Annotated in this window: 19 protein-coding genes; 4 read left to right on the top strand and 15 right to left on the bottom strand. The window is 43.8% G+C overall.

The genetic code is table 11. From position 1 onward, the window contains the following. Positions 1-348: 348 nt before the first annotated feature. From I5907_RS13115 to I5907_RS13085, 7 genes are all read right to left on the bottom strand, one after another. Positions 349-4329 carry a hybrid sensor histidine kinase/response regulator transcription factor gene (locus I5907_RS13115; protein WP_196991273.1) on the bottom strand — a complete coding sequence of 1327 codons (3981 nt, stop codon included), beginning with the start codon at positions 4327-4329 and terminating at the stop codon, positions 349-351. A gap of 527 nt (positions 4330-4856) precedes the next feature. Next, the gene (locus I5907_RS13110) at positions 4857-6164 is read right to left on the bottom strand and encodes an MFS transporter (RefSeq protein WP_196991272.1); all 1308 of its coding nucleotides are present in this window, start codon (positions 6162-6164) and stop codon (positions 4857-4859) included. Positions 6165-6351: 187 nt separating this feature from the next. After that, on the bottom strand, positions 6352-7011 hold the full coding sequence (locus I5907_RS13105; RefSeq protein WP_196991271.1) for a beta/alpha barrel domain-containing protein: 660 nt from the start codon (positions 7009-7011) through the stop codon (positions 6352-6354). Further along, positions 7004-8017, bottom strand: coding sequence for a PfkB family carbohydrate kinase (locus I5907_RS13100; protein WP_196991270.1), 1014 nt, complete (start codon positions 8015-8017; stop codon positions 7004-7006). The genes I5907_RS13105 and I5907_RS13100 overlap by 8 nt, the downstream gene beginning before the upstream one ends. A gap of 221 nt (positions 8018-8238) precedes the next feature. Then, positions 8239-9234: a GRP family sugar transporter gene (locus I5907_RS13095; protein ID WP_196991269.1), complete on the bottom strand. Its 996-nt coding sequence runs from the start codon at positions 9232-9234 to the stop codon at positions 8239-8241. Between the two features lie 75 nt (positions 9235-9309). Then, a complete protein-coding gene (locus I5907_RS13090; RefSeq protein ID WP_196991268.1) occupies positions 9310-10302 on the bottom strand; it encodes a type I glyceraldehyde-3-phosphate dehydrogenase in 993 nt (330 codons plus the stop codon). 268 nt (positions 10303-10570) lie between these two features. Continuing rightward, positions 10571-11206, bottom strand: coding sequence for a nucleotidyltransferase family protein (locus tag I5907_RS13085; protein WP_196991267.1), 636 nt, complete (start codon positions 11204-11206; stop codon positions 10571-10573). A 42-nt stretch (positions 11207-11248) separates the two neighbouring features. Between I5907_RS13085 and moaD the strand changes: the two genes are divergently transcribed. Together moaD and I5907_RS13075 are read left to right on the top strand one after the other, a co-directional pair. Then, positions 11249-11488 carry a molybdopterin converting factor subunit 1 gene (gene moaD, locus I5907_RS13080; RefSeq protein ID WP_196991266.1) on the top strand — a complete coding sequence of 80 codons (240 nt, stop codon included), beginning with the start codon at positions 11249-11251 and terminating at the stop codon, positions 11486-11488. Between the two features lie 15 nt (positions 11489-11503). Beyond that, entirely contained in the window at positions 11504-11923 is a 420-nt protein-coding gene (locus I5907_RS13075; RefSeq protein ID WP_196991265.1) for a molybdenum cofactor biosynthesis protein MoaE, read from the top strand. A gap of 2 nt (positions 11924-11925) precedes the next feature. On the opposite strand, the gene I5907_RS13070 is transcribed toward I5907_RS13075, so the two are convergent. Beyond that, a complete protein-coding gene (locus tag I5907_RS13070) occupies positions 11926-12360 on the bottom strand; it encodes a type I restriction enzyme HsdR N-terminal domain-containing protein (protein WP_196991264.1) in 435 nt (144 codons plus the stop codon). A 214-nt stretch (positions 12361-12574) separates the two neighbouring features. Between I5907_RS13070 and I5907_RS13065 the strand changes: the two genes are divergently transcribed. Both I5907_RS13065 and I5907_RS13060 read left to right on the top strand, forming a co-directional pair. After that, positions 12575-13345, top strand: a complete 771-nt coding sequence (locus tag I5907_RS13065; protein WP_196991263.1) for an AMP nucleosidase — start codon at positions 12575-12577, stop codon at positions 13343-13345. An 8-nt stretch (positions 13346-13353) separates the two neighbouring features. Continuing rightward, positions 13354-15054: an ABC transporter ATP-binding protein gene (locus I5907_RS13060; protein ID WP_196991262.1), complete on the top strand. Its 1701-nt coding sequence runs from the start codon at positions 13354-13356 to the stop codon at positions 15052-15054. A gap of 154 nt (positions 15055-15208) precedes the next feature. On the opposite strand, the gene I5907_RS13055 is transcribed toward I5907_RS13060, so the two are convergent. The 7 genes from I5907_RS13055 to I5907_RS21925 form a co-directional block, all read right to left on the bottom strand. Then, the gene (locus I5907_RS13055) at positions 15209-15955 is read right to left on the bottom strand and encodes a tyrosine-protein phosphatase (protein ID WP_196991261.1); all 747 of its coding nucleotides are present in this window, start codon (positions 15953-15955) and stop codon (positions 15209-15211) included. A 21-nt stretch (positions 15956-15976) separates the two neighbouring features. Then, on the bottom strand, positions 15977-17947 hold the full coding sequence (locus I5907_RS13050; RefSeq protein ID WP_196991260.1) for a polysaccharide biosynthesis protein: 1971 nt from the start codon (positions 17945-17947) through the stop codon (positions 15977-15979). A gap of 63 nt (positions 17948-18010) precedes the next feature. After that, positions 18011-18601: a sugar transferase gene (locus tag I5907_RS13045; protein ID WP_196991259.1), complete on the bottom strand. Its 591-nt coding sequence runs from the start codon at positions 18599-18601 to the stop codon at positions 18011-18013. A gap of 177 nt (positions 18602-18778) precedes the next feature. Further along, a complete protein-coding gene (locus I5907_RS13040) occupies positions 18779-19993 on the bottom strand; it encodes a DegT/DnrJ/EryC1/StrS family aminotransferase (RefSeq protein ID WP_196991258.1) in 1215 nt (404 codons plus the stop codon). 172 nt (positions 19994-20165) lie between these two features. Further along, positions 20166-21212, bottom strand: coding sequence for a glycosyltransferase family 4 protein (locus tag I5907_RS13035; RefSeq protein ID WP_196991257.1), 1047 nt, complete (start codon positions 21210-21212; stop codon positions 20166-20168). Continuing rightward, complete coding sequence (locus tag I5907_RS13030; RefSeq protein ID WP_196991256.1) at positions 21205-21849, bottom strand: GNAT family N-acetyltransferase; 645 nt, start codon at positions 21847-21849, stop codon at positions 21205-21207. The genes I5907_RS13035 and I5907_RS13030 overlap by 8 nt, the downstream gene beginning before the upstream one ends. Continuing rightward, a complete protein-coding gene (locus tag I5907_RS21925; RefSeq protein WP_196991255.1) occupies positions 21809-23134 on the bottom strand; it encodes an O-antigen ligase family protein in 1326 nt (441 codons plus the stop codon). The genes I5907_RS13030 and I5907_RS21925 overlap by 41 nt, the downstream gene beginning before the upstream one ends. Positions 23135-23140 lie beyond the last annotated feature (6 nt).

Below are 23140 nucleotides of genomic sequence, written 5' to 3'. Positions count from 1 at the left end.
TTTGCATATAAAAAATCATTTGCATATATGCCGGCCGGTTTATGAATGAATATCACTTGTTGGTATGATGAGAAAGCATAATGTACCGGGCATTGGAACCCTGATGATGCTCCTGTTGCGTCGCACTCTTCAGCGGCAACAACATAACCGGGCTGCAGCGTTCCGGTGCCAACACCAAACCGTTGAAAACACACGCTGACCGGACCATTGCTGCATCATGTGCTACAGTACAAGAGTGCGACGCAACAAAAGCCACATGCTTATTCAATAGCCTGGCCCAACATTATATCTCATGGCACCCAACGTGTGATGCATCGTGCACAAGCCACGGCAATAATGTGAAAACAGTTAATGCGCTACTTCGCCACCGCGTTTTAAATGTTGAATATACTCCGATGGAGAAATGCCAAACTGCCTGTGAAAGTCGCGTGAAAAATTGCTGTTTAAACTATAGCCCACCATGTTTGCCACTTCATTGATCTTATACTTTCCTTCGGCCAGTAACTCGGCAGCTTTCTTGAGACGCGAAAGGTTGATGAGCTCATTCGGCGAAAGGTTTGACACGCCTTTGATCTTGCGGTAAAAAGTACCGCGGCTCATGTTCATCATTTTAGAAATGGTATCTACATCGAGGTCTTTTTCTGTAATATGATCGTTGATGAGTTGCTGCAAGGTTTCGAGAAAATCGGTATCAGGCTTACTCAGTGCAATGCCATTGATGTGCGCCAGCGGCGAATGCGCATAAAACTCTTTGATGTTATTGCGGTTGCTGAGCAGGTTTGCGATCTGCGCGGTTACGTACTCCATTACAAAAGGCTTTTCTATATAAGCATCCGCACCGGTTTCAAGCCCCTGTATCTTAGATGTAATGGTGTTCTTTGCTGTTAACAGTATTACCGGTATATGGCTATAGCGTACATCTGTTTTAATACGCCTGCACAGTTCTATGCCGTCCATTACCGGCATCATAATATCTGTTACAACAAGATGGATATGTTCTTTTGATAATATATCGAGCGCCTCCACCCCTTCTTTTGCAGTAAATACATTGTACGTTACTGCAAATTCTTTCTTTAAAAAGCGGATGATATCGAGGTTATCTTCTACCAGCAAAATGGTAGTGGCATGTTTTTGTGCTGCAGGCTGGTCTGCCTCTGTATAAATAATATCGCTTTCAATGGTTTCAAACTCGTCGAGGTTTATTTCTTTGTCCTGGTGTACAGGTATGGATAGCAGGAACAGATTGATATCGTTGACGGGCTGCTTCAATTCCAGTTTTCCCTTGTGCAACTCTGTGAGTGATCTTGCCAAAGCCAGTCCTATGCCCGTACCTGCAAATTTCTCTGTTTGCTTAAGGCGGAAGAATGGTTCGAATATTTTTTCGCGCATGTCGTAAGGTATTACTGCGCCGTCATTCCTGAACTCCATATGGAACAGGTTGTCTTCACTGTTGAATGGGAGTAATTTGATGGAGACATGTTTTGCTGCATATTTGATGGCATTGCTGAGCAGGTTGCTGATAATTTTACGCAATGCCTCGGCATCTACATAAGCCATTAATGTAATACGTGGTATCTCCAGCCTGCAGGCAACCTGCTTCTCTTCAGCAATAGGTTTATATATCAAAAAAACCTCACGTAATAATTCATTGATATCGGTCTTTACAAAACTTAACGTGTAATTATTCGCTTCCGCCCTGCGAAAATCTAATAGCTGGCTCGTCAGGTTTATTAACCTGTCAGTGTTTTTCTCTATCATGGTCAGATGTTCCTTTAAATAACTGTCTTCAGCAAAGGATCGCAGCAATTTTTCCACGGGCAATTTAATCAATGTAAGTGGTGTTCTGATTTCATGTGTAACATTTGTAAAAAAATCGATCTTGGCATTGTACACTTCCCGCTCTTTGGCCATCTCGAGTGTTTTTATTCTGCGCTGGTTTTTTTCCCTTGTTGCCACAGCATAATTATTGATGATCACAAATAGTGTTCCTGACACAAGCGCCACATATAAGATATAGGCCCACCAGCTCGACCACCATGGCGGCAGGATATTTATTGTTAATGCCGTAATATTTTCATTCCACACATGATCGCTGTTGCTGCCCTTTACCTGGAACGTGTATGTGCCGGGCGGTAGTTTGGTATAATAAATTTTGCGGTTGCTTTCAATCATTGTCCACTCCTTCTCAAGCCCCTCCATCCTGTACATATAACTGTTTAAAGCGGGCATAATGTAGCTTAATGCAGATACAGAAAGCGTAATGTTTGATGCATCATAAGGCAATGTAATTTCTTTGGTAAACTGCGTAGCCTGTGTAAGTGGGGATTGGGTTGTATCAATCGCAAGATCCTGGTTATTGACCTGTAAACCGGTGATGTAAACAGGAGGCACAAAGCGGTTGCTTTTAAACAACACCGGGTTAAAACTGACCATGCCCTTTACTGTACCAAAATATAAATTACCATTATTGCTTTTAAAGCCTGAGTTATAATTGAACTGGTCGCTGGGTAAGCCATCTGCCATGGTATAGACCTGCTGCCTGTTGTCGGTCGTATTAAAGCCAATCAGTCCGCGGGAAGTAGATACCCACAGGGTGTTGCTGGCATCCTGGAGCATTTTAAATGTTTGGCGGCCGTTGAATACGGGATGGGTATAGCGTTTTATTTTGCCTGCTGTCGCATCATAATAACACAAACCATTCTCTGTACAAAACCACAGGCGATGACTATTGTCTTCAAACACGTTGTTGACGTAATTACTGCTCAGCGTATTAGTATCTGTTGCATCAGTCTTAAAGCTGCCCTGCCTGCCTGTTTTTTCATTGCGGTAATAGACACCGTCTCCATAAGAACAAACCCACAGTGTACCATTGTAGTCTTCGTGTATGGCCTGTGCCTGGTGATTAAAAAAAGACAGCGCAGTAAAGTCGTCCGTCGTCCTGTTGTAGCGGAACACGCCGTTCCAAGTGCCGACCAGCACTTCCTTGTTTCTTGTTTTATACAGCGATACAATAAAATTGCCGTTTAGCTGGTTGGCCGTAAACCCCTGCCTGTAATGCCGCACCACTTTTTCTGTACGCAGGTCCATCACATCAAGCCCATGTTCGTAGGTGCCGATCCATAACTCATCATCCACTGCTACAAGACCATGAATGTTATGATAGCTGATACTGCCTTTTGTTTTACCCGGCATAAATTGTTTGAACATGCCGGTTCCTGCATCCAGTTTATTCAAGCCTGCATCTTCTGTTCCAACCCATACATTGTTATACCTGTCTGCACATATTTCATGCACAAGATTGCCACTTAAACTGTTGATGCCGGGCAAAGCAAAATACTTCTGAAACTGGCTCAGTTGTTTTGAATAATAGTTTACGCCGCCAAATAAAGTACCCACCCAGGTACTGCCCTCACTGTCTTTGCAAAAGCTGGTAACTATGTTGTCGTTGATGGTATATGGATTGGCTACCTGCTTCGTTATATGCGTTGTTTTGCCGTGCGCAATGTCTGCAATGTATATACCGGTCTCCGTGCCACACCAATAGATACCGGGCGCCTGCTGCGTTATGGTATGAGTTTGTATATTGCCCTGTACTCCCGTGTTTTTGAAGATGTCTGTAAGTTCCCCTGTTGCTGGTTTAAATAAAAAAAGCTGTTTGATCGTAGCTACAAAAACAGCACTGTCGCCAACCGGGCAAATCGTTTGCAACACCAGCGGGAAAGGGGTCTTCAGCAAGTTTGCAAGATCGTAACTGATAAAGCTGTCAGTTGCCGCATCGAAACGTTTTATAACACCATTATTGTAGCAGCTCCAAACTACATCGTTTGCTGCAACGCTTACAGCTATACAGCCTGATGCATCATCATACCTGTATATACTACCTGTACCATCTTTGAACCTGTATAATGTTTGTTCATTTACCAGCCATATATTTCCGCGTTTGTCGTGGCAGATACTTTTCACTTCACCCTGCGGCAATTGCTGATAAAGCTGAAAGTTCTCGTGCAGTGCATTATACCTGTACAAACCACGGTAAGTGCCTGCCCATAGCTGTTTGCGGCTATCTTCATGCAAACCGGATATGGCATTGCTGCCAATACTATGCGGGTCTTCCGGCACATTCCGGAATACTTTAAAACGCGTGCCGTCAAAACGATTTAGACCATTGCGTGTACCAACCCACATGAAACCACGGGCATCCTGCTGCAGGCATGTAACGGTATTGCTAGACAAGCCATCACCGGCCTGGTAGCTACGGAAATAATATTGCTGCGCCTGCAATGCAAACACGGGCACGGTGAGTAATATAATAAGCAGCAATCTTCTCATACAGTTATAGTCCTAGCAACAGATTGCTGCAGGTTGTATAATGTAGCAGCAATCATAACTTGTAAAGTAAATGAAGGAACGATTCATCCGCATGGCGATGCCTTAAAATGAGACGATTTGACAACAATTTGGCACATTACGAACAGTTCATATGTATAGAGCATTTTGAGCCCGGCCGCACTGCAGGTGGCATCGCCTGTTGCGTCGCACACTTGTACTGTTGATTATAAAGCAACAGCGGTGCAGTCTTGTTGTGGTTGCAAATACCTGTGGCAGGGTACATCATAACCGGAAGAAGTACCATGTACATGATCGCTGAAGTTCATCCATGCACCAGCGTACAAGTGTGCGACGCAAGGGACGATGAGCCATGTGCCGGTGCCGGGTACAAAATCATCGTAACGGGGTGCATAGTGAATGATGAATGGTAAAAAATGAATAAGCGTGTAGCAGAAGCTTGCTCAACGGTTTATACCGTTGCTGCCGTGTTGTAATAAAAAGGCATTCATTACCCACTTTCCACATCACTACATTTTTCTAACGCCTGCGGATTGCTGTTTTGGCAAAAGAAAATGCATGATGATCCATGCAGTAATGTAAGCAACACCACATATAATAAACATTATATAATAACCGGTTTCAATATTACCCGCGGCCTTAAAGTGATCAAACAATATTCCGGCTAGTTTTGCAATCAGCAAACCGCCTAGCGCACCTGCCATACCACCCATGCCAATTACAGAGCCCACATATTTTTTAGGGAACACGTCAGACACCGTGGTGTAGATATTTGCACTCCACGCCTGGTGGCCCGCAGCGGCAATACCAATAATGATGATGGCATACCACATATTAAACGCACCAAGGTATTGTGCAAAAGCTACCGGCAAAGAGAACAATGCATATATGAACATCGACGACTTCCTGGCCCGGAAAACAGTCCATTGCTGCCTGATCAAACGCATCGGCAGCCAGCCGCCGAATATGCTGCCTGCAGATGACATTGTATAAACCAATGCAACAGGTAATGAAACAGCGGTGCCTTCCATGCCATACTGTGCTTTCAGAAAAGCCGGCAGCCAGAAAAGATAAAACCACCATACCGGGTCTGTAAGAAATTTACCCAGTATAAAAGCCCATGTCTGCCTGTACTGAAACAACTCCATCCACGAAATATTATTCTGCTCAGTTTGTGTTGTACCCGGCGCAACATCATCGCTGTGTATATGGTCAAACTCTGCTTTTGAAAGGCGCTTGTGTTTTGCCGGGATTTCGTAAAAAGCAAACCAGGCCACCAGCCATAAAAAGCCGATTGCACCGGTTAGTATAAACGCCCACCACCAACCCATAGACGCTGCAATGGCCGGCACAACCAGTGGTGCAGCAATGGCACCTACGTTAGCGCCAGAATTGAATATGCCGGTGGCAAACGCTCTTTCTTTTTTAGGGAACCACTCTGCTGTCACTTTCACCGCGGCAGGAAAATTGCCCGCCTCAGTAATGCCCAGGAAAGATCTTGCCACGCCAAAACCAAATGTGCTGTTCACAAAACCATGACAAATAGCCGCCACGCTCCATGCTGCTGTAGCAATAGCATAACCCAGTTTTGTACCCACCTTATCAATAAATCGTCCTGCGAAAAGTAAACCCAGCGCATAAGACAACTGGAAGGCTATCACAATGTTCGAATAGTCCGTTTCTGTCCAGTCAAACTGTTTTTCGAGATCACTTTTTAAAAGGCTTATTACGGCACGGTCCAGGTAATTGATGGTTGTTGCAAAAAACACCAGTGCACAGATCGTCCACCTGTATCGTCCTATGGCTTGTTGCTGCATTCGTTGTTGTTTGGTGAAAATTACAGGTTATGTTTTACTAATCTTCGCTGTTATTCGATCATTGAATTATGTACCCGGCTTTCGTTTATCTATAAAGCTTATGTTGCGTCGCACTCTTCAGCGCCGTGGTTCTCTGTTGGGCATATGCGGCCATGCATTCTGTAATCTAACAACTTCAATGCAGGCTTTACCGCAGCTTTTGAACAATTGCCAAAGCCTTTGCAGCGAGTGTAGATACCGTATCATAATCTTTGTTGGCCAACACATCTTTGCTGATCACTTTACTGCCCAGGCCCACAGCTACCACTCCTGCCTTAAACCAGGCGCCCATATTCTGCTCATCCACTTCCACACCGCCGGTTGGCATAAACATCAATGCAGGAAACAATTCTTTAACAGCACTTACAAATGAAGGCCCGAGCAAATTACCGGGAAAAAGCTTTACCAGTTTTCCGCCATATTGTTCTGCCATCATTATTTCTGTTGGTGTCATACAACCGGGTACCCAAACTACATTTGCGGCGGCTGCTGTTTCGGCCACAGCAGGTATTACCCCAGGGCAAATTATAAAGTCAGTATGCGCATCTATAAACATCTTTGCCTGCTGCGCATTTTTTATAGTGCCTACGCTTAGTAATAAGCCGGGCCAGCGCTCTTCTCTTAATTGCACAAGCTTGCTAAAATTCTCCGGCGCTTTCTCTCCCCTGTTTGTAAATTCCACTATTCGTATACCCACTTTATACAAAGCATCAATCACACCGGTACATACTGCTATATCATCATGATAGAACAGCGGAACAACCCCCTGTTCTTTTACGGTATTTAAAATTTTTTCCAGGTTAATCATATTGTATCCTGTTAATGACTGCGTCAATAGTTTGTTTGGTAGCGTCTCCCTTTTCCAGCATTTTACCGGTAGCAGCAGCGGCTGCAAAGTTTATCGTTTCCTGCGGGTTGCTGCCGGTACAATTGCCATAAATAAGGCCTGCCATAAAGCAGTCTCCGCTGCCAACTTTATCCACCACGTGAGCGATGTTATAAGCAGCCGACTTGTATTGGTTATACTGATCGTTTAACGTTGCATAATAATGAATGCCCGCTCCTGCATCGAAGCGGAACGTGTTGGCAACAGCTGCACAACCCGGAAACAACCGCATAATGGCAGCTGAAGTGATGGTTGCATGTTCTAAATAAGCCTCTTTACTTTTATCGCTGATCAACGCTTCATCGAGCTTTGTGCCCAGCAAACTGTTTGCACTCCAGATATTACCCATAACAAGGTTGCAATACTGCACGAGCTGCGGCATTACCTCTGTTGGCTGTATACCATATTGCCAAAGCTTTGCACGGTAATTAAGATCTACCGAAACAGTAATATTCATTCCTGCTGCCACTTCCAGCGCTTCTTTGCATACAGCAGCAACATCAGCATTAAGCGCAGGACTTATTGCGCTAAAATGAAACCATGAAACATCCTTCAGTAATTCATGCCAGTTAATGGTGCCTGGCTGTAACTCGCTGAAGGAAGAATTTGCACGATCGTAAATAACACCTGCATTTTTAAGATCTGTACCCTGTGGCAGCAAATAAACGCCAACGCGCCTGCCACTATAGATAAATGGCGATGTGTCTATACCCTGCTGTTGCAGGTGCTGTATCATTTCTTCTGTAAGATAATTGCGGGGCGCAGCGCTGCAATACTGCACAGGAATGTTCCACCTGGCCAGTGCATTGGCTACATTGAGTTCTGCACCACCCATATAAACGGGCATAGCTGCATCATTGATCCATACACCCTGCAGTGCAGGCGACATACGCAGTAATATTTCACCAAAACAAAAAACCTTTTTCATATATAATAACTGTAGCCATATTTGCAGACTGCCATACAAGCTGCTGCATATGTATATACTGACACACCCGGAACTGCTGCATAATGTTTTGCAGTACAAGAGTGCGACGCAACAGAAGCTTCATGCTTATTCCATTGCCTGGCCCAATATACTTTCAGCACCGATTAAAGGTAACGGCTTATGAAATATGAAACGACTAAAAAATTGACTTAACGCAGGCGTTATCTTGCATAAATGATGAGTGCAAGTCCGGCGATATAGAGTAGCAACATCATATTGAGCAGCATAGCCGTGCCTTTTGGTGCATGCCTGAATTCTTTCCATATGTAAATGCCCCATATGGCTGCAACTACGGTTGCGCCCTGGCCAAGGCCATAAGATATAGCTGCACCTGCTTTGCCTGCAGCAATGATGCTAAACGACATTCCTATACACCATACAATACCGCCAAGCACGCCGGTAAAATGATTCCTGGAACTGCCTTTGAAGTAATCTTTATATGAAACAGGTGTGCCTGTAAATGGCCTGTACATAATGTAAGTATTGAATATAAAATTGCTGGCCAGTATACCAATGGCAAACAAAACCATTGCGGTATAAGGACTCAGCTTTCCCGGCTCGGGCACCGCAAAATCAGGGAACATTGCTTTGGCAACAAAGCGGTAGAAGAAACCCATTAGCAAACCGGCAATAACAGAAAGGGCAAGCCCTTTTATAGAAGTGGCTTTATTACCTGCAGACATTTTACGGTATGCAGCGGCATTTAAAACAATGGCTGCCGCTACCAGCGCTACACCGCTAAAAAGCAATACCGGATTGCCTTGTGGCTGATCTATATAGTTAATAACCACGCCCAGCACCAGCGCAATGCCAATACCAACAGGAAATGCAACAGACATACCGGCGATGGCTATTGCAGCCACCAACAGTATATTGGCAGCGTTGAATACGACACCACCGATAAAGGCAGAGAACAGGTTTGCATTATCGGCCTGTTGCAGGTCTGCTATAAAACTTCGGCCGGCAGTGCCTGTACTGCCTATGGTAAACGCAAACAATAAAGTGAGTAGTAAGATGCCAATCACATAGTCCCAGTAGAACAATTCAAAACGCCATGTGCCTGCCGCAAGTTTTTGTGTGTTGGCCCATGAGCCCCAGCAAAGCATGGTGATAACGCAGAACAATACTGCCGCAGCATAGTGTTGGAGTATAAACATGAAGCAATCGTTTAGTTGTATTATTAAGCTTTATAAAGTAAAGCATTTGCGCAACAATAAACGAAGGCTTTGTTATCAATCTATAAATTTTTTCCAGCACTGCAGCCAGTCTATCATTCTGCTGGTATAACCGTACTCATTGTCGAACCAGGCTATAAGCTTTACCTGTTTTTGTATTACGGAAGTTAGTGTATTATCGATAACGCAGGAGTGTGTATCGCCTTTAATATCTGCAGAAACCAACTGGTCTGTGCTGTAGGCAAGAATGCCTTTATACTCGGTATTGGCGGCTGTTTCAAACAAGAGGTTGATCTCGTGCCTGGTGGCCGGCGCTTTTAATTGTACAGTAAAATCGGCCATTGCGCCGTTGGTTACAGGCACCCTTGTAGATACGGCAGCAATGCGGTTTGCCAGTGGCGGCAACAATCTTTCGAGCGATTGTGACAGATCTATTTCAACCGGTATAATGGATTCTGCTGCTGCACGGCCTCTTCTGAATTGCTTGTGCCATGTATCTACCAGTTGCTGCCGCGATGTATATGAATGCAGGATGTTGATCTGCGCAGACTCAATACCGATGGAGTTGAGGATATACAAAATATGTGTGGCGCAGTTGGTCATACAACCACCGGGCGATAATACATCCACTGCTTCATTCAACTGGTGATGATTAAAGCCGTAGATCATTAGTGGTATGTCAGCAGAGCCGGTAGTTGAAAGCAATACTTTTTTTGCGCCTGCTTCCAGGTGCGCCGCGGCACCGGCTTTGGTGGTAAACTTGCCCGAACACTCCAGTACAATATCTATATCCAATTGCTTCCAGGATATTTTTGACGGATGATCCTGCTGCAAAACACTGATCGTTTTATTGCCCGTACAAATACTGCCATGCTCAAGTGTAATATCTGCGTGGAACTTACCAAACAAAGAGTCGTACTTCAGCAGGTACACGAGGTTGTCGGTATCCATCACATCATTCACTGCCACCAATGTAAAAGAAGGATCATTCACCAGCCTGCGAAACAATAGTCTCCCGATTCGCCCCATTCCGTTTATTGCGATGCGCATAGTAAGAATTTGTGGTACAACCACCAAAAAGGTAGCTTTAAAATAGGCCGCAAATATCCGAAAGAATACATTAATAAATAACAGCACGGTTTGTTAAGTAGTGGCGTATTGCATGCCATCCGCTAAAGGTTGTAGCAGAAATGATGTACCCGGCTGTACTGCAGGTGGCATCGCCTGTTGCGTCGCACACTTGTACATTATATCATGATGCAGCACGGTGCAGCAGCGTGCTATATATTATACATCTTGCCCGGCGGGCTTTACCTGGTTATTTTGCCGGCGCAATTTTTTCGTAATCTTCGGGGTAATCTACATCCTTTAATATGGCAGGCGTTTGCATGGGAATTGCATAAACATGTTGCCGGTTAACCTGTACAATTGCTTTGCATCCTTCCATTTCATCATGTTGCAGTATCGCCTTTTTATAATATGCAGAAAAAATAACCGGGTTTCCTTTTGCCCCGTTGTAGACAGGTATACAAATACACTGTTTATCTTTTTGATAGATTTCTTCAAAACGTTGCAGCATAAAAACGTATTCGCCGGTGCTTACAGCATACATATCACTTAAGCAGATCATGTAAGCTTTGCCACCTGCATGCATTACTCCTTTCTGAATACTGGTTGTCATCCCCTTTTCGAAATCACCATTGTACACGGTTGTAACGGGCAGGTGCTTTATAACGGCCGTTACTGCTGCGGCTTCATAACCTGTAACAACAATCGTTTCTCCTGCTGCCGCATGTATGATATTGTTGATAGTTGTTTCTATGATTGTACTGCCATCAAAGGGCAGCAACAATTTATTTTGCCTGCCCATTCTTGTAGATAAACCTGCAGCCAGCACGATAATACTGATCATACCAAAAGATTGTTTGCTAAATTTAAACGAAAAGCTTTCCATGCCTGATAACATTTGCAGGAAATATCTTTTATACATTTGCTTATGACCGTTGAAGTATTGGCGTTTGGCATTGTAAAAGAGATTTTTGGAAAATCAGTTATCAGCATTGAGATGCCCGGTACTACTGTAGCAGCGCTAAAACAAGCGCTGGAAGCCAGCTTTCCAAAAATGAAACAAATAGCTTCTTACATGGTCGCGGTGAATAATGAATACGCGAAAGATGAAGTTATACTCGCCGGCAAAGATGAAATTGCTGTTATTCCACCTGTAAGTGGCGGGTAAAAAAACCACGCATCAATGATTGCAGAAATAACTATACAGGCTACGCCTTTAGATATACAGTATTGCATAAACGCCGTGATGCTGCCTGAATGCGGCGGTATTGATGTGTTTATTGGCACCGTACGCAATGCCACCAAAGGCAAAAAAGTGGTACGTCTTGAATTTGAGGCATACGAAAAAATGGCACTGAGCGAAATGCAAAAGATAGCCGATGAAGCCATTGGCAAATGGCCCATACAAAAGCTTGTTATTCAGCATCGTACGGGCGTTTTGCAGATTGGCGAAGTACCTGTTGTAATAGCGGTGGCAGCCGCACACAGGGCCGCTGCTTTTGATGCCTGCCGTTTTATTATCGATACCCTTAAACAAACGGTACCAATCTGGAAAAAAGAAGTTTTTGAAGATGGGGAAGTTTGGGTAGCGGCACATCCGTAGTTTTAACTCCACGATGGTAGTTCCGTCAATGCCTGTGCATGCCCGTTTTTCAGTTGAAAGCCGAATGAGACTGTCCCGTTGGTAATGACGATGATTTCTGCCTGTAATGTAATGTTATACCTCAATGATTGCTGCAGTACTGTTTCAGACAGCAGCACATCCTGTTCTTTACATTCAATAATGATCCATGGTACATGTTTGTTGTAAATAACAATATCGCACCGTTTTCTCAACTCTCCCAGTCTGATTTCTTTTTCTACTGCAATAATGCTGGCAGGATATTTTTTTACCTGCAGCAGGAACTGGATGAAGTTCTGGCGCACCCATTCCTCAGGTGTAAATCGCACCCATTTCTTGCGCACTTCATCAAAGATGACCTGCTTACCTTTCTCTTCCTTTACCCGGAAATTAAAAAAAGGATAACTTACCTGCAGCATGCGCAAATGTAACGGACGAAAGGCATTTTGTATATTTACAGAATTTTTATTTGCGTATTTGCAGATCAAATAATAACAATGACGCCTTACAAAATGATGTTACCGGTGCTGTATAAAGTGCAAAGCAGCTAATGAACGCACCTGCATACATTGCGCATTTTTACACCTTAGCTAAAATAGCCACGCTACTGTTTACAGCATAAAAAGAAAAGGTATGAAGACAAAAGAAGAAATAATCACCAACTGGCTGCCCAGGTATACCGGCGAATCGCTGAAGAATTTTGGAGAGTACATATTGCTGACCAATTTCAGCAATTATGTTGACATGTTTGCGCAATGGCACAATGTAAAAGTTGTAGGGAAAGACAGGCCATTTCAATGCGCCACAGCCGACGGTATAACGATCATTAATTTCGGAATGGGCAGCCCTGGTGCAGCAACAGTAATGGATCTGTTACAGGCGATAGAACCACAGGCTGTGTTGTTCCTGGGTAAATGCGGCGGACTAAAAAAAAGAAATAAAATCGGCGATCTCATTTTACCGATCGCGGCCATAAGAGGCGAAGGAACATCCAATGATTACTTCCCGCCCGAAGTGCCCGCCATGCCTGCATTTGCTTTGCAGAAAGCAATTTCCACAACCATCAGGGATTATGGCGTAGACTACTGGACAGGCACCGTTTATACAACCAACAGGCGGGTTTGGGAACACGATGAAGTGTTTAAAACCTATCTTCAGAAAATAAGAGCTTATGCCATTGATATGGAAACCGCCACCATTTTTACGGTGGGCTTTTACAACAAAATTCCGACAGGTGCGCTGTTGCTTGTCAGCGACCAGCCAATGATTCCGGAAGGGGTAAAAACGGAAAAAAGCGACAAGAATGTAACGTCTCAGTTTGTAGAAAAACACCTGAAAATCGGGATTGACTCTTTAAAACAACTTATCAATAACGGGCTTACTGTAAGACACCTGAGATTTTAACTACGAGAATGAGTAACCTGCTAACCATAGAAAACCTGTCGGTAGATTTTATTACAGGCGAAACAGTAACACATGCATTGCAACATGTTTCACTTTCTGTTGACAAGGGAGAGATCGTAGCAGTAGTGGGAGAATCGGGTTCCGGCAAATCCGTTACGGCCCTCAGCATCTTGCAATTACTGCCGTCACCCGCAGTGTATACTTCAGGGAAGATTATTTTTGGTGAAGGGAAGAATAACCTGCTTACTGCAAACCAACATGAGTTAACGCAGGTAAGAGGCAATAAGATAGCCATGATTTTCCAGGAGCCAATGACATCGCTAAATCCTGTAAAAACCTGCGGGGAACAGGTGGCAGAGGTGTTGAGACATCATAAAAAAATGAACTATAACGCAGCCCATGCAAAAGTGCTGCAGTTATTTACAGATGTTAAACTGCCTGAACCTGCCATAATTTTTAATAAGTATCCGCATGAAATAAGTGGTGGGCAGAAACAGCGTGTAATGATTGCCATGGCAATCAGTTGTGACCCGGAGTTACTCATTTGTGATGAGCCCACTACAGCGCTTGATGTAAGGGTGCAGCAGAATATCCTGGTGCTGATAAAAGAGTTGCAACGCCAGAGAAACATGGGCGTAGTTTTTATCAGTCACGACCTTGGCGTGGTACACGAGATTGCAGACCGTATTATAGTTATGTACAAAGGTGCAGTGGTGGAAGGTGGCTATACCAAAAATATATTGCAACATCCTGCACATCCTTACACGAAGGCTCTCCTTGCCTGCAGACCCATCTTGCACACAAAGGGCGAAAAATTACCAACGGTGGATGATTTTTTAAATCCACTATCATCACCGCAGGGCGTGGTAAAAGAACATGTTATTTTACCTGTGCCAGATGTAACTGTTGCGGTGCCGCAACGGTTGGTCAGCATACAAAACGTTTCAGTACTTTACCCGGCACAAAAAAACTTTTTTGGGAGGGTTACAGCATATAACAAGGCGGTTAATAATGTGCGTTTTGATATTTACAAAGGTGAAACGCTGGGCCTGGTGGGCGAATCAGGCTGTGGGAAAACAACACTTGGCAGGGCTTTATTGGGCTTAATACCTGTTGACGGGGGGAACATATTTTTTGAAGAAAAAGACATCACCGCTTATAACGCAACCGAATTAAAAGCATGGCGAAAACAGGTACAGATCATTTTCCAGGACCCTTATTCATCTTTGAACCCAAGGAAAAAAATCGGGGAGGCCATTGCAGAACCTTTGCTGGTACATAACATTGAAAAGGATGCCCGAAAAAGAAAAGAACGCGTAATAGAGCTGCTGGAGAAAGTGAATTTAAGTGCGGCCCATTATAACAGGTACCCGCATGAATTTAGCGGTGGTCAGCGGCAGCGTATCGTTATTGCAAGGGCGCTGGCCCTGGAGCCTTCTTTTTTGGTATGCGATGAAAGTGTTGCAGCACTGGATGTAAGTGTTCAGGCACAGGTGCTAAACCTGCTAAATGAATTAAAAGCGACGTTTGGCTTTACAGCATTATTCATATCTCATGATCTTTCAGTCGTGCAATATATCAGCGACAGGATAATGGTAATGCGTAAAGGGATTATCGAAGAAACGGGTGAGGCCGAATCTCTTTTTAAACATCCGCAAACGCTTTATACCAGGCAATTGATAGAAGCTATACCGGGAAAAGAACTATAAAAACAAAGTCCGCTCTATGGCGGACATTTATATAGTTATATTGAACCTGTTGGCTTTTACGGGTAATAAGCTTCGCACAGTTGCTTTATGTACCGAACGTACAAGTGAGTGACACAACAGGCGATGCCCAATGATATGCTGCCGGCTTCATAAATTACATCAGCAATTGCTTATTTTTAATTTCTACCCCCTCAAAAAACCGGTAAAATTCCTTTTTGGATGCAAGGTCTTTTAAAGCCATCAGGTGTTTATCGTGATGCATGTCTGTACCCAATAATTCTACCATATTTTGCTTTACCAGCTTTTCGGCAATAGCTTTTACGGGCTTGCCATAATAGCCGAGCAGTGAGAGCAGGTTTACCTGCAATATGCAGCCAAGATCAAGGTAATGCGCGTATTTTTCAAAGTCTTTGTGATAATATGAATAACGCTCAGGGTGCGCCAGTACTGGCTGTAAACCTTTGAGCCGTAGCTGGAAAATTACCTGCTCAATATTTGCGGATGGTGCCACGAAAGACATTTCGATAAGAATAAGGTTTTGCCCGAAAGTGAGCAACTGCTTATTATCTGTGATAAGCTTTTCCATGTCTATATCAACCATGTATTCAGCAGCGGCTTCGAGTTGTATGTCGATGTTGCGCTTGCTTAGTTCGGCCCGTACAAGCTCTAGTTTAGGTAGAATTGTTTCGGGAGAATTGGGGTAAATATCTGAAATGATATGTGGCGTGCAAATGAGTTTGCGATAGCCGAGATTGTATAGCTCCGAGATAAATAAAACCGATTCTTCGAGCGTTTGCAGGCCATCATCTATGCCCGGCAGTAAATGAGAATGCATGTCGGCGCCGATAAACGAAAGATCAGCTGTGGCCGATGCCGAAGATTTTTTAAAGAAAGAAAACATAGTGCAAATATAAACAGATGTTTATACTGATTTGGCAACAGTTACCTGCGGCAGGGCTTTAGTATCGTACAACTGGTATACAGAATTGTTGCTGATGTATTCGGGAACGATGAATTTCATTTGCTTTACCACCTCTTCATCCCGGCATTCGTTTGCAAGATCGATGAGCTTTGTTATTTCATCCATCACGCTGTCGTTGTTCTTTTGCACTTTCGCTTTCAGGATCTTTTTGTGATGTGTTGGAATGACTTCTTCCTGGTCGTTCAGCAATTCTTCATATAATTTTTCACCGGGTCTCAGGCCTGTAAATTCTATTTTGATCTGCTTATCAGGCTCGTAACCTGCCAGTTTTATCATCTTTTGTGCAAGGCTGAGTATTTTAACCGGTTCACCCATATCAAACAGGAATATTTCGCCGCCGTTGCCCATTGTCATTGCCTCTAATACAAGCGAGCAGGCCTCGGGTATCGTCATAAAATAACGGATGATGTCCGGGTGTGTAACAGTTACCGGGCCACCTTTGGTAATCTGGTCTTTGAACCTTGGTATTACAGAGCCATTAGATGCCAGCACGTTTCCAAACCTGGTGGTAATAAACTTGGTTTTACCCAGCATAGAATCTATCCTGTAAACCAGCGGATCTATGAGCTGGAAATCTTTACCGGTATGGTGCAGCGAGTGGCAATACATTTCTGCAATGCGTTTTGATGCGCCCATTATGTTTGTTGGGTTGATCGCTTTATCGGTAGAAATGAACAGGAATTTTTCTACCCCATAAAATTCAGAAAGGTCTGCGAGCACTTTTGTACCGAGTACATTATTACGTATAGCCTCAGAAGGATGGCTTTCCATTACAGGTACATGCTTATAGGCAGCCGCATGAAATACGATTTCCGGCCGGTGTGTACTGAAAAGCTGGTCCATAGCCGGCGAATCTTTTACATCTCCGAGAAAACACACCAGTGAAGAACCGAGATTGTATTTTTCCTGCAGTTCGTAATCCAGGTCGTGCAAGCCGGTTTCTACCTGGTCGCACAAAATGAGTGATGCTGGTCTCATTGCTGCAACCTGCCTGGCAAGTTCACTGCCGATAGAACCTGCGGCACCAGTGATAAGCACCGTTTTATCTGACATAAAACGGAATACATTATCATTTGACAATTCAATAGCTGGTCTGCCCAGCAGTTCTTCTATCTGCACATCACTTATCTGGTTAAAACTTAAGTGACCGTCTACCCAACGATCTACAGCAGGAATATTCATCAGCTTTACGTTTGCGGCCAGGCAAACTTCTGCAATACTGTTTTTGGTTTGTGCAGTAATATCTGGCTTAGAGAAAAAAAGATATTTTACGCGCAGTGGCTTCAACAGTTCGGGTAGCTGTTCCGGTGTGTAGATGCGGATGCCATCGATCGTTTTACCGGTTAGCATTTCATTTTCGTCAATAAAGGCAACAACCCTGAACTGGCGGTCTGAAATACCAACGATAGTCTTTTGCATCAGCGAACCTTTTGGCTCTGCCCCGTAGATAATTACGTTGGCAGCGTTTACATTCAGGTCATCATCCTGGTATAACGTTTTTACCATAATGCGGTAACCACATATAACAAAAGATGCACAGAAAAAATAGCCAAACAACACTGAATTGGGAATATACAAATCAGCAGCGGCAATAGTAAGTATACCGTTTGCCAGCAGCAGTAGCAGAAAAGACAGGAAAACCGCGCTTAATGCCCTTACTGTTTCCTGCATTTCAGAATACCTGATAATGCCTTCGTATGTTTTAAAAACAAAAAAACTGACAGATGCAGAAATAATTACCGTAGATGCACCTTCCAGCACATTTGCGTAATCAAAAGACAGGATCTTGAAATCTGTTAAAAGGTAATTTGCGTAGATATAAGACGTAATACAGATCGTGAGATCAAGAAGAAAAATAACCCATTTGGGTGTGATTCGGTTTTTCAGAAGAAATTTTCTAAATTCTTTCAAGGCACATTTTTTTAATTGTGACCCGAACTCGTGGCTTTTTTAGGATAACGTTTCGGCTATATGTTATTTAAACACTGATATTAACGTGTTAAAGATAATAATAAAATATGCCCGCAAATTCCTTTTAGAAGCATATAAGCCGTTTAATTGTATTTTAACCGGCATGATCTCTTCAATATAGTAACGCTCCGGGTCGCTTTGCCCGGCAAGCAATTCGTTCTCATGCCTGAATTTTATAGATGCATAATCAGTAATCCCCGGCTTCACAGCAAGTACCTTTCGCTGCTCAGGCGTGTACATGTCAACATATTTTCTAAGCTCTGGTCTCGGCCCCACAATACTCATGTCATTCAGCAATACATTGAACAACTGCGGCAGCTCATCCAGCTTGTATTTACGCAGGTAATAACCTGCCGGTGTAATCCTGCTGTCCCGGTTACCAATGGTTATAGCACTGCGGTTCTGCGTGTTGATGTACATTGTTCGAAACTTGTACAATGTAAAATCTGAGTTGTTTTTACCAACCCTTTTTTGTTTGAAAATGACCGGGCCTTTTGAGGAGATTTTAATTACGAGAAAGATGCAAAATAAGACGGGAGAGAGTAAAACGAGGAGAATGAAGGAGATAAGTACATCAAAAAAACGTATGAGCATAGCATGGTAAAGTTATGATGTTGCCGGCTGCAGTAAAGGTGGCATCGCCTGTTGTGTCACTCACTTGTACTGTATATCTTTTTGCAACAACGATACTGCATATGCAAAATCGGTTGTACACAGTATTTATTAATGCAATAAGTTTTTGCCGGAAACACGAAGGTATTCAAACAACGTCTAAACAGGAAGAACTGCTGTTACACTTTCTGCTACAGCTTTAACTACTGTTTCACAAAGTTCATCGGTTAGTTGTGGGTATACAGGTAAAGATATTTCGTTACAGTAAAGCTCATAGGCCACAGGAAAATCTTCGATGTTGTAGCCGCGTTCTTTAAAAACCGAAAGCATGGGTAATGGCTTAAAATGTACGTTTACCGCAACTTCATGTGCTGCTATTTTTTCTATGATAGCGTTGCGTTCTTTCTCTCCTGCTCCCTTTATGCGTAAAGGGTACAGGTGCCAGGAACCGCTGCAGCCTGCTTTCTCAAATGGCGGGCATATGGCCCATGCAAAATTTTTAAACGCCCGGGTATAATAATCAAATACCCGTTTTCTTTCTGCCAGAAGCGCAGACTTATATTTTCTGAACTGTGCCAGTCCGATGGCAGCAAGCACATCAGGCATATTCATTTTAAAACCGGGATATACAATATCGTATTCCCAGCCGCCAGCAGACGATTTGGTAAACGCATCTTTTGTTTGCCCGTTCAGGCTCCACAGCCTTAGTGTTTTATACACAGCTTCATTGTTAAACGGGGCTGGCATATTGAGCACTATTACACCGCCTTCTGCAGACGTAACATTCTTTACTGCATGCAGCGAAAAAACAGTTATATCGGCACACCTGCCCAAGGGCCGGCCGTTATATACGGTGCCTATTGCATGCGCCGCATCAGACATCACCAGTATGCGGCCAAGTTTTTCCTGCTGCTCTCCTGCCGGTTTAAAAATTGCTCTTATACCTGCATCATTTACAATAGCATTGATGGCATCATAATCGCACGGCCAGCCGCCAAAATCAACGGCCACGATCGCTTTTGTTTTTGCGGTAATGGCTGCCTTTATTTTTTGTGTATTGATGTTGAAATCGCTGCCTGCATCTACCATTACAGGTTTTGCGCCAATATGCATGGCCGCCAGTGCGGTGGCGCAATAAGTGTAAGCTGGTACAATAACTTCATCTCCCCTTGTTACGCCATACCAATGCAGCACGAGCATCATGGCAGAGGTTGCAGAGTTTACCGCAAGCGCTTTTTGCACATTACAAAATGCCGCAATTTCATCTTCCAGCATTTTTGTTTTAGGGCCGGTGGTAATCCAGCCACTTTGTAGGGTGTGTGTTACTTCGCTGATAATATCTTCATCTATATATGGCGGAGAAAAAGGGATCATTGGTATTCGGTTATTAATCTGTTGTTTTAAATATCATACTTAATTGATCGCATTACATCATGCTTTCATCTTTGCTTCGGTCTTCGCGTTTGCTTCATAGCATTGTTGCAGTACAAGAGTGCGACGCAACAGGTGTTCAATAGCAGTACAATTGCCGGGCTCAACATAGAATTTATGCTTCGCTAACCTGCTGCAAGAGCTTGCGCCATTTTTGCAAAACGGGTGCTTCATCAAAACGATCTGTAAAGCTGTAAGCATTGCGGATGATGCTTTGCGCAAGCGGGCCATCACTGATCAGCAGGTGGATCTTTTTAAACATGGCATCATCATCATCATCATTTACCAACAAACCGTTTACACCATCCTGTATCAAACGCGGAATGCCGCCAACATTTACGGAAACAACGGGCAGGCCAAAACGCATAAACTCAGTTAAGGACACCGGTGTATTGTCAATTTTATTGGTACAGATATAAATATCGCACTCATCAGCAAGCTGTTGCTTTTGCTGCATACTAATGTAACCCGGGAAGTGGATATGATTTTGCAGTTGATAAGAAGCTGCGAGTTGTTTTGCTGCATTGGTAAGCGGGCCATCTTTACCGGCCATCACCATTTTAAATTCAGGATATTTTTCAGCCATTCTCCTGGCCACACGTATAGCCATTAAGGGATTGTAGATATCTGAAAAAGCCCGCATCCATAAAAGCCTTGGCCTTATTTCCTGCTTGTGGCGAAAGCTGTATTCGTGATAGTCTACCGGGTTCTCTACCACTGCAATCTTATACCCCTTGCCCATAAACAAATCAGCCATGTATGATGATGGTGCGTACGCGACATCGGCACGCTTTACTGCTTTAAAAAATCTCTGCGCACCGGCTTCTACCCTTGCCGGGATAGAACCACCATGCACACCCAATACCAGTTTTTTGCCGAGGCGCTTTAGCAGCCTTGCCGCAATTTCCTGCCATATAAATGCCGGCCATGTACCAAACAAAGGCACCACCGCAATATCGTATTCAGTTCTTTTGCCCACGATCAGTTTAACTGTGTCTGTAAAGCGTTTGAGCCTGCCACTGCCCGATGAACCCCTGATGACCGCCATGCCATTTTTTTCAAACATTTCGGCCAGCCTGTCTTCGGCAGTACGTATGTTGCTTTTGGCTGCGCTATGGTCTACAAACATCCCCAGTATGAGTATGGCTTTTTCTTTACGCATCCTGCAATGTTTTGCACATCTCGAGCACTTTTTCTGTTTGTAATGATGTAAGCCAGCCCATTTTTTTGTAGGCCGCAATAGCCCTTGCATTATCTGCCCTTACACTAAGGATCATCTGTGAAACGCCGCGCTTTGAACTTTCGCATTCGAATGACTGCATAAGTAACTCGAAATAGCCTTTACCACGGTATGCGGGGTGAACACCTATAACCACCAACCCCGTTGCTGCCGGCCTGGTATTTACGGGTTTGATGACAGCAGCATTTTTTTTGCGAGGACTTAGTTTCCTGGCGATGTTTTTAAAAATGAGCGGGTAGAATTTTATTACATCTTTATGGAAGAATAACCAGGGCTTTTTCAACATCCCTATGGCAGCTTCTTTCATTGCGTGTTGCATCATACCGCTTGTTGAGCCGTCTCCCGTTCCCCTGGACTGGTAGCCGCCGCAATAAGCCATTACTTTCCCATCTTCCTGTATACAGAACAAAAACCTGTTATCTCCCGCAAGAAACCATTCCAGCGATTTAATATTATATGCCAGGCCAAGCCTTGTAGAGAAAGAAGCCGGGAAACTTGCCATATGGCACCTGGCTATATCAGGAAGCAGGGAGTGTGTTGCGTATTGGGAAAGCGGCATGTTTTTTCCGTGTGCTTTTTACAAGTGTGGGTGTGGCTAATGCTATAGCAAGTATAAATGGCTGAAGACCGATCTTTAACCCGTTGTGCACGATAATAAGACAGAACAATAGCAGGATATACAGTGAAAAATCCCTTTCCCGTTTTCGTCGCATAATGAACTCTATGCCAATTATAATATAAAAACCCCAATAACAGAATATACCAAGTATACCGTGTTCTGCCGCGGCTCGTACAAACTCGTTATGCGCACCGGATTCTGAACCATATAAATCTCTGTCAACGATCTCTTTCCCATAGTTACCCGTACCAACGCCAACGAGCGGCTCATCTGCCAGCAACTGAAACCCGGCTTCCACCAGTTCCGTTCTGCCCGAATTACCTTTTTCTACATAGCGTGCTTCAATCTTGCCATCCGTAGCGCTCATTGCATAATAATAGATCATGTAACCAATAGGCACGAATAACAGGAAAACGGCCATTTTACCGATCTGCTTAAAGTTGAATAAAATGTACAATGCTATAACGCTGCTTAGAAAATACAGGCCACCCCTGGAGAAAGTAAGTACCATCAGACCCAGGATGATCGTAAATACAATCACATTGAGCGTAAATTGTTTTTTGTTCTCATCATTCATGATATACAGGAAAAGCATACTGCACGAAACACCCAGGTAAGCACTGATCTGTACAGGTGCCATCCTGTTGGTAGCTTCGCTGCTCGACACAAGCGAATATGTAATGTTATGCGTAAAATGCGCCACCAGTATATTCCCGGCTATATACACACCCGCCAGCAAAACATGTTTGATTACCTGCTCCCTTACCCTGGCATTGAAAATGGTTGCAGAAGCCCATAATGAACATACCAGCAGCAGGTAAGTAAAGGTTAACATGTTTCTTGCGTAGGTTACGTCTTCCGTTCGTATCATATCGAGCGTTTCGATAATCGCATACAGGAAAAGCGGGAATGCACACCGGGAATGCAACTTCATTTCCCCTCCTTTACGCAGCAGCATAATTACAAACAATGCCATTAAGAAATACTCCATGAACAGGTATGGCACATAAGAAACGCCGGCTGCGCCATGGATAAAAACTTCTGTATAAACAACATAAGGAAGTACCGTAAAGAGCCTGTATAAATCGTCTTTAAACGCAAAGTACATACATACGCCGGCGGCGGCAAGGTACACAAATCCAAAGCCGGGGCCAAGCAGCCTTAGCCCGACCAAAAAGCCTGCAGCACCCGCAATAATAAACTCTTTCGCACTTATCGGTTTCACTGATTG

Origin of the sequence: Panacibacter microcysteis (assembly GCF_015831355.1) — a bacterium.
Taxonomy (GTDB): Bacteria; Bacteroidota; Bacteroidia; order Chitinophagales; family Chitinophagaceae; genus Panacibacter; species Panacibacter microcysteis.
This window is presented reverse-complemented; position numbering and strand designations above follow the sequence as displayed.

What these genes read in the sequence shown, in the direction of transcription:
- I5907_RS13115 (WP_196991273.1), bottom strand. Translation starts at nt 4,329, where the DNA reads ATGAGAAGATTGCTGCTTATTATATTACTCACCGTGCCCGTGTTTGCA.
- I5907_RS13110 (WP_196991272.1), bottom strand. Translation starts at nt 6,164, where the DNA reads ATGCAGCAACAAGCCATAGGACGATACAGGTGGACGATCTGTGCACTG.
- I5907_RS13105 (WP_196991271.1), bottom strand. Translation starts at nt 7,011, where the DNA reads ATGATTAACCTGGAAAAAATTTTAAATACCGTAAAAGAACAGGGGGTT.
- I5907_RS13100 (WP_196991270.1), bottom strand. Translation starts at nt 8,017, where the DNA reads ATGAAAAAGGTTTTTTGTTTTGGTGAAATATTACTGCGTATGTCGCCT.
- I5907_RS13095 (WP_196991269.1), bottom strand. Translation starts at nt 9,234, where the DNA reads ATGTTTATACTCCAACACTATGCTGCGGCAGTATTGTTCTGCGTTATC.
- I5907_RS13090 (WP_196991268.1), bottom strand. Translation starts at nt 10,302, where the DNA reads ATGCGCATCGCAATAAACGGAATGGGGCGAATCGGGAGACTATTGTTT.
- I5907_RS13085 (WP_196991267.1), bottom strand. Translation starts at nt 11,206, where the DNA reads ATGGAAAGCTTTTCGTTTAAATTTAGCAAACAATCTTTTGGTATGATC.
- moaD (WP_196991266.1), top strand. Translation starts at nt 11,249, where the DNA reads ATGACCGTTGAAGTATTGGCGTTTGGCATTGTAAAAGAGATTTTTGGA.
- I5907_RS13075 (WP_196991265.1), top strand. Translation starts at nt 11,504, where the DNA reads ATGATTGCAGAAATAACTATACAGGCTACGCCTTTAGATATACAGTAT.
- I5907_RS13070 (WP_196991264.1), bottom strand. Translation starts at nt 12,360, where the DNA reads ATGCTGCAGGTAAGTTATCCTTTTTTTAATTTCCGGGTAAAGGAAGAG.
- I5907_RS13065 (WP_196991263.1), top strand. Translation starts at nt 12,575, where the DNA reads ATGAAGACAAAAGAAGAAATAATCACCAACTGGCTGCCCAGGTATACC.
- I5907_RS13060 (WP_196991262.1), top strand. Translation starts at nt 13,354, where the DNA reads ATGAGTAACCTGCTAACCATAGAAAACCTGTCGGTAGATTTTATTACA.
- I5907_RS13055 (WP_196991261.1), bottom strand. Translation starts at nt 15,955, where the DNA reads ATGTTTTCTTTCTTTAAAAAATCTTCGGCATCGGCCACAGCTGATCTT.
- I5907_RS13045 (WP_196991259.1), bottom strand. Translation starts at nt 18,601, where the DNA reads ATGCTCATACGTTTTTTTGATGTACTTATCTCCTTCATTCTCCTCGTT.
- I5907_RS13040 (WP_196991258.1), bottom strand. Translation starts at nt 19,993, where the DNA reads ATGATCCCTTTTTCTCCGCCATATATAGATGAAGATATTATCAGCGAA.
- I5907_RS13035 (WP_196991257.1), bottom strand. Translation starts at nt 21,212, where the DNA reads ATGCGTAAAGAAAAAGCCATACTCATACTGGGGATGTTTGTAGACCAT.
- I5907_RS13030 (WP_196991256.1), bottom strand. Translation starts at nt 21,849, where the DNA reads ATGCCGCTTTCCCAATACGCAACACACTCCCTGCTTCCTGATATAGCC.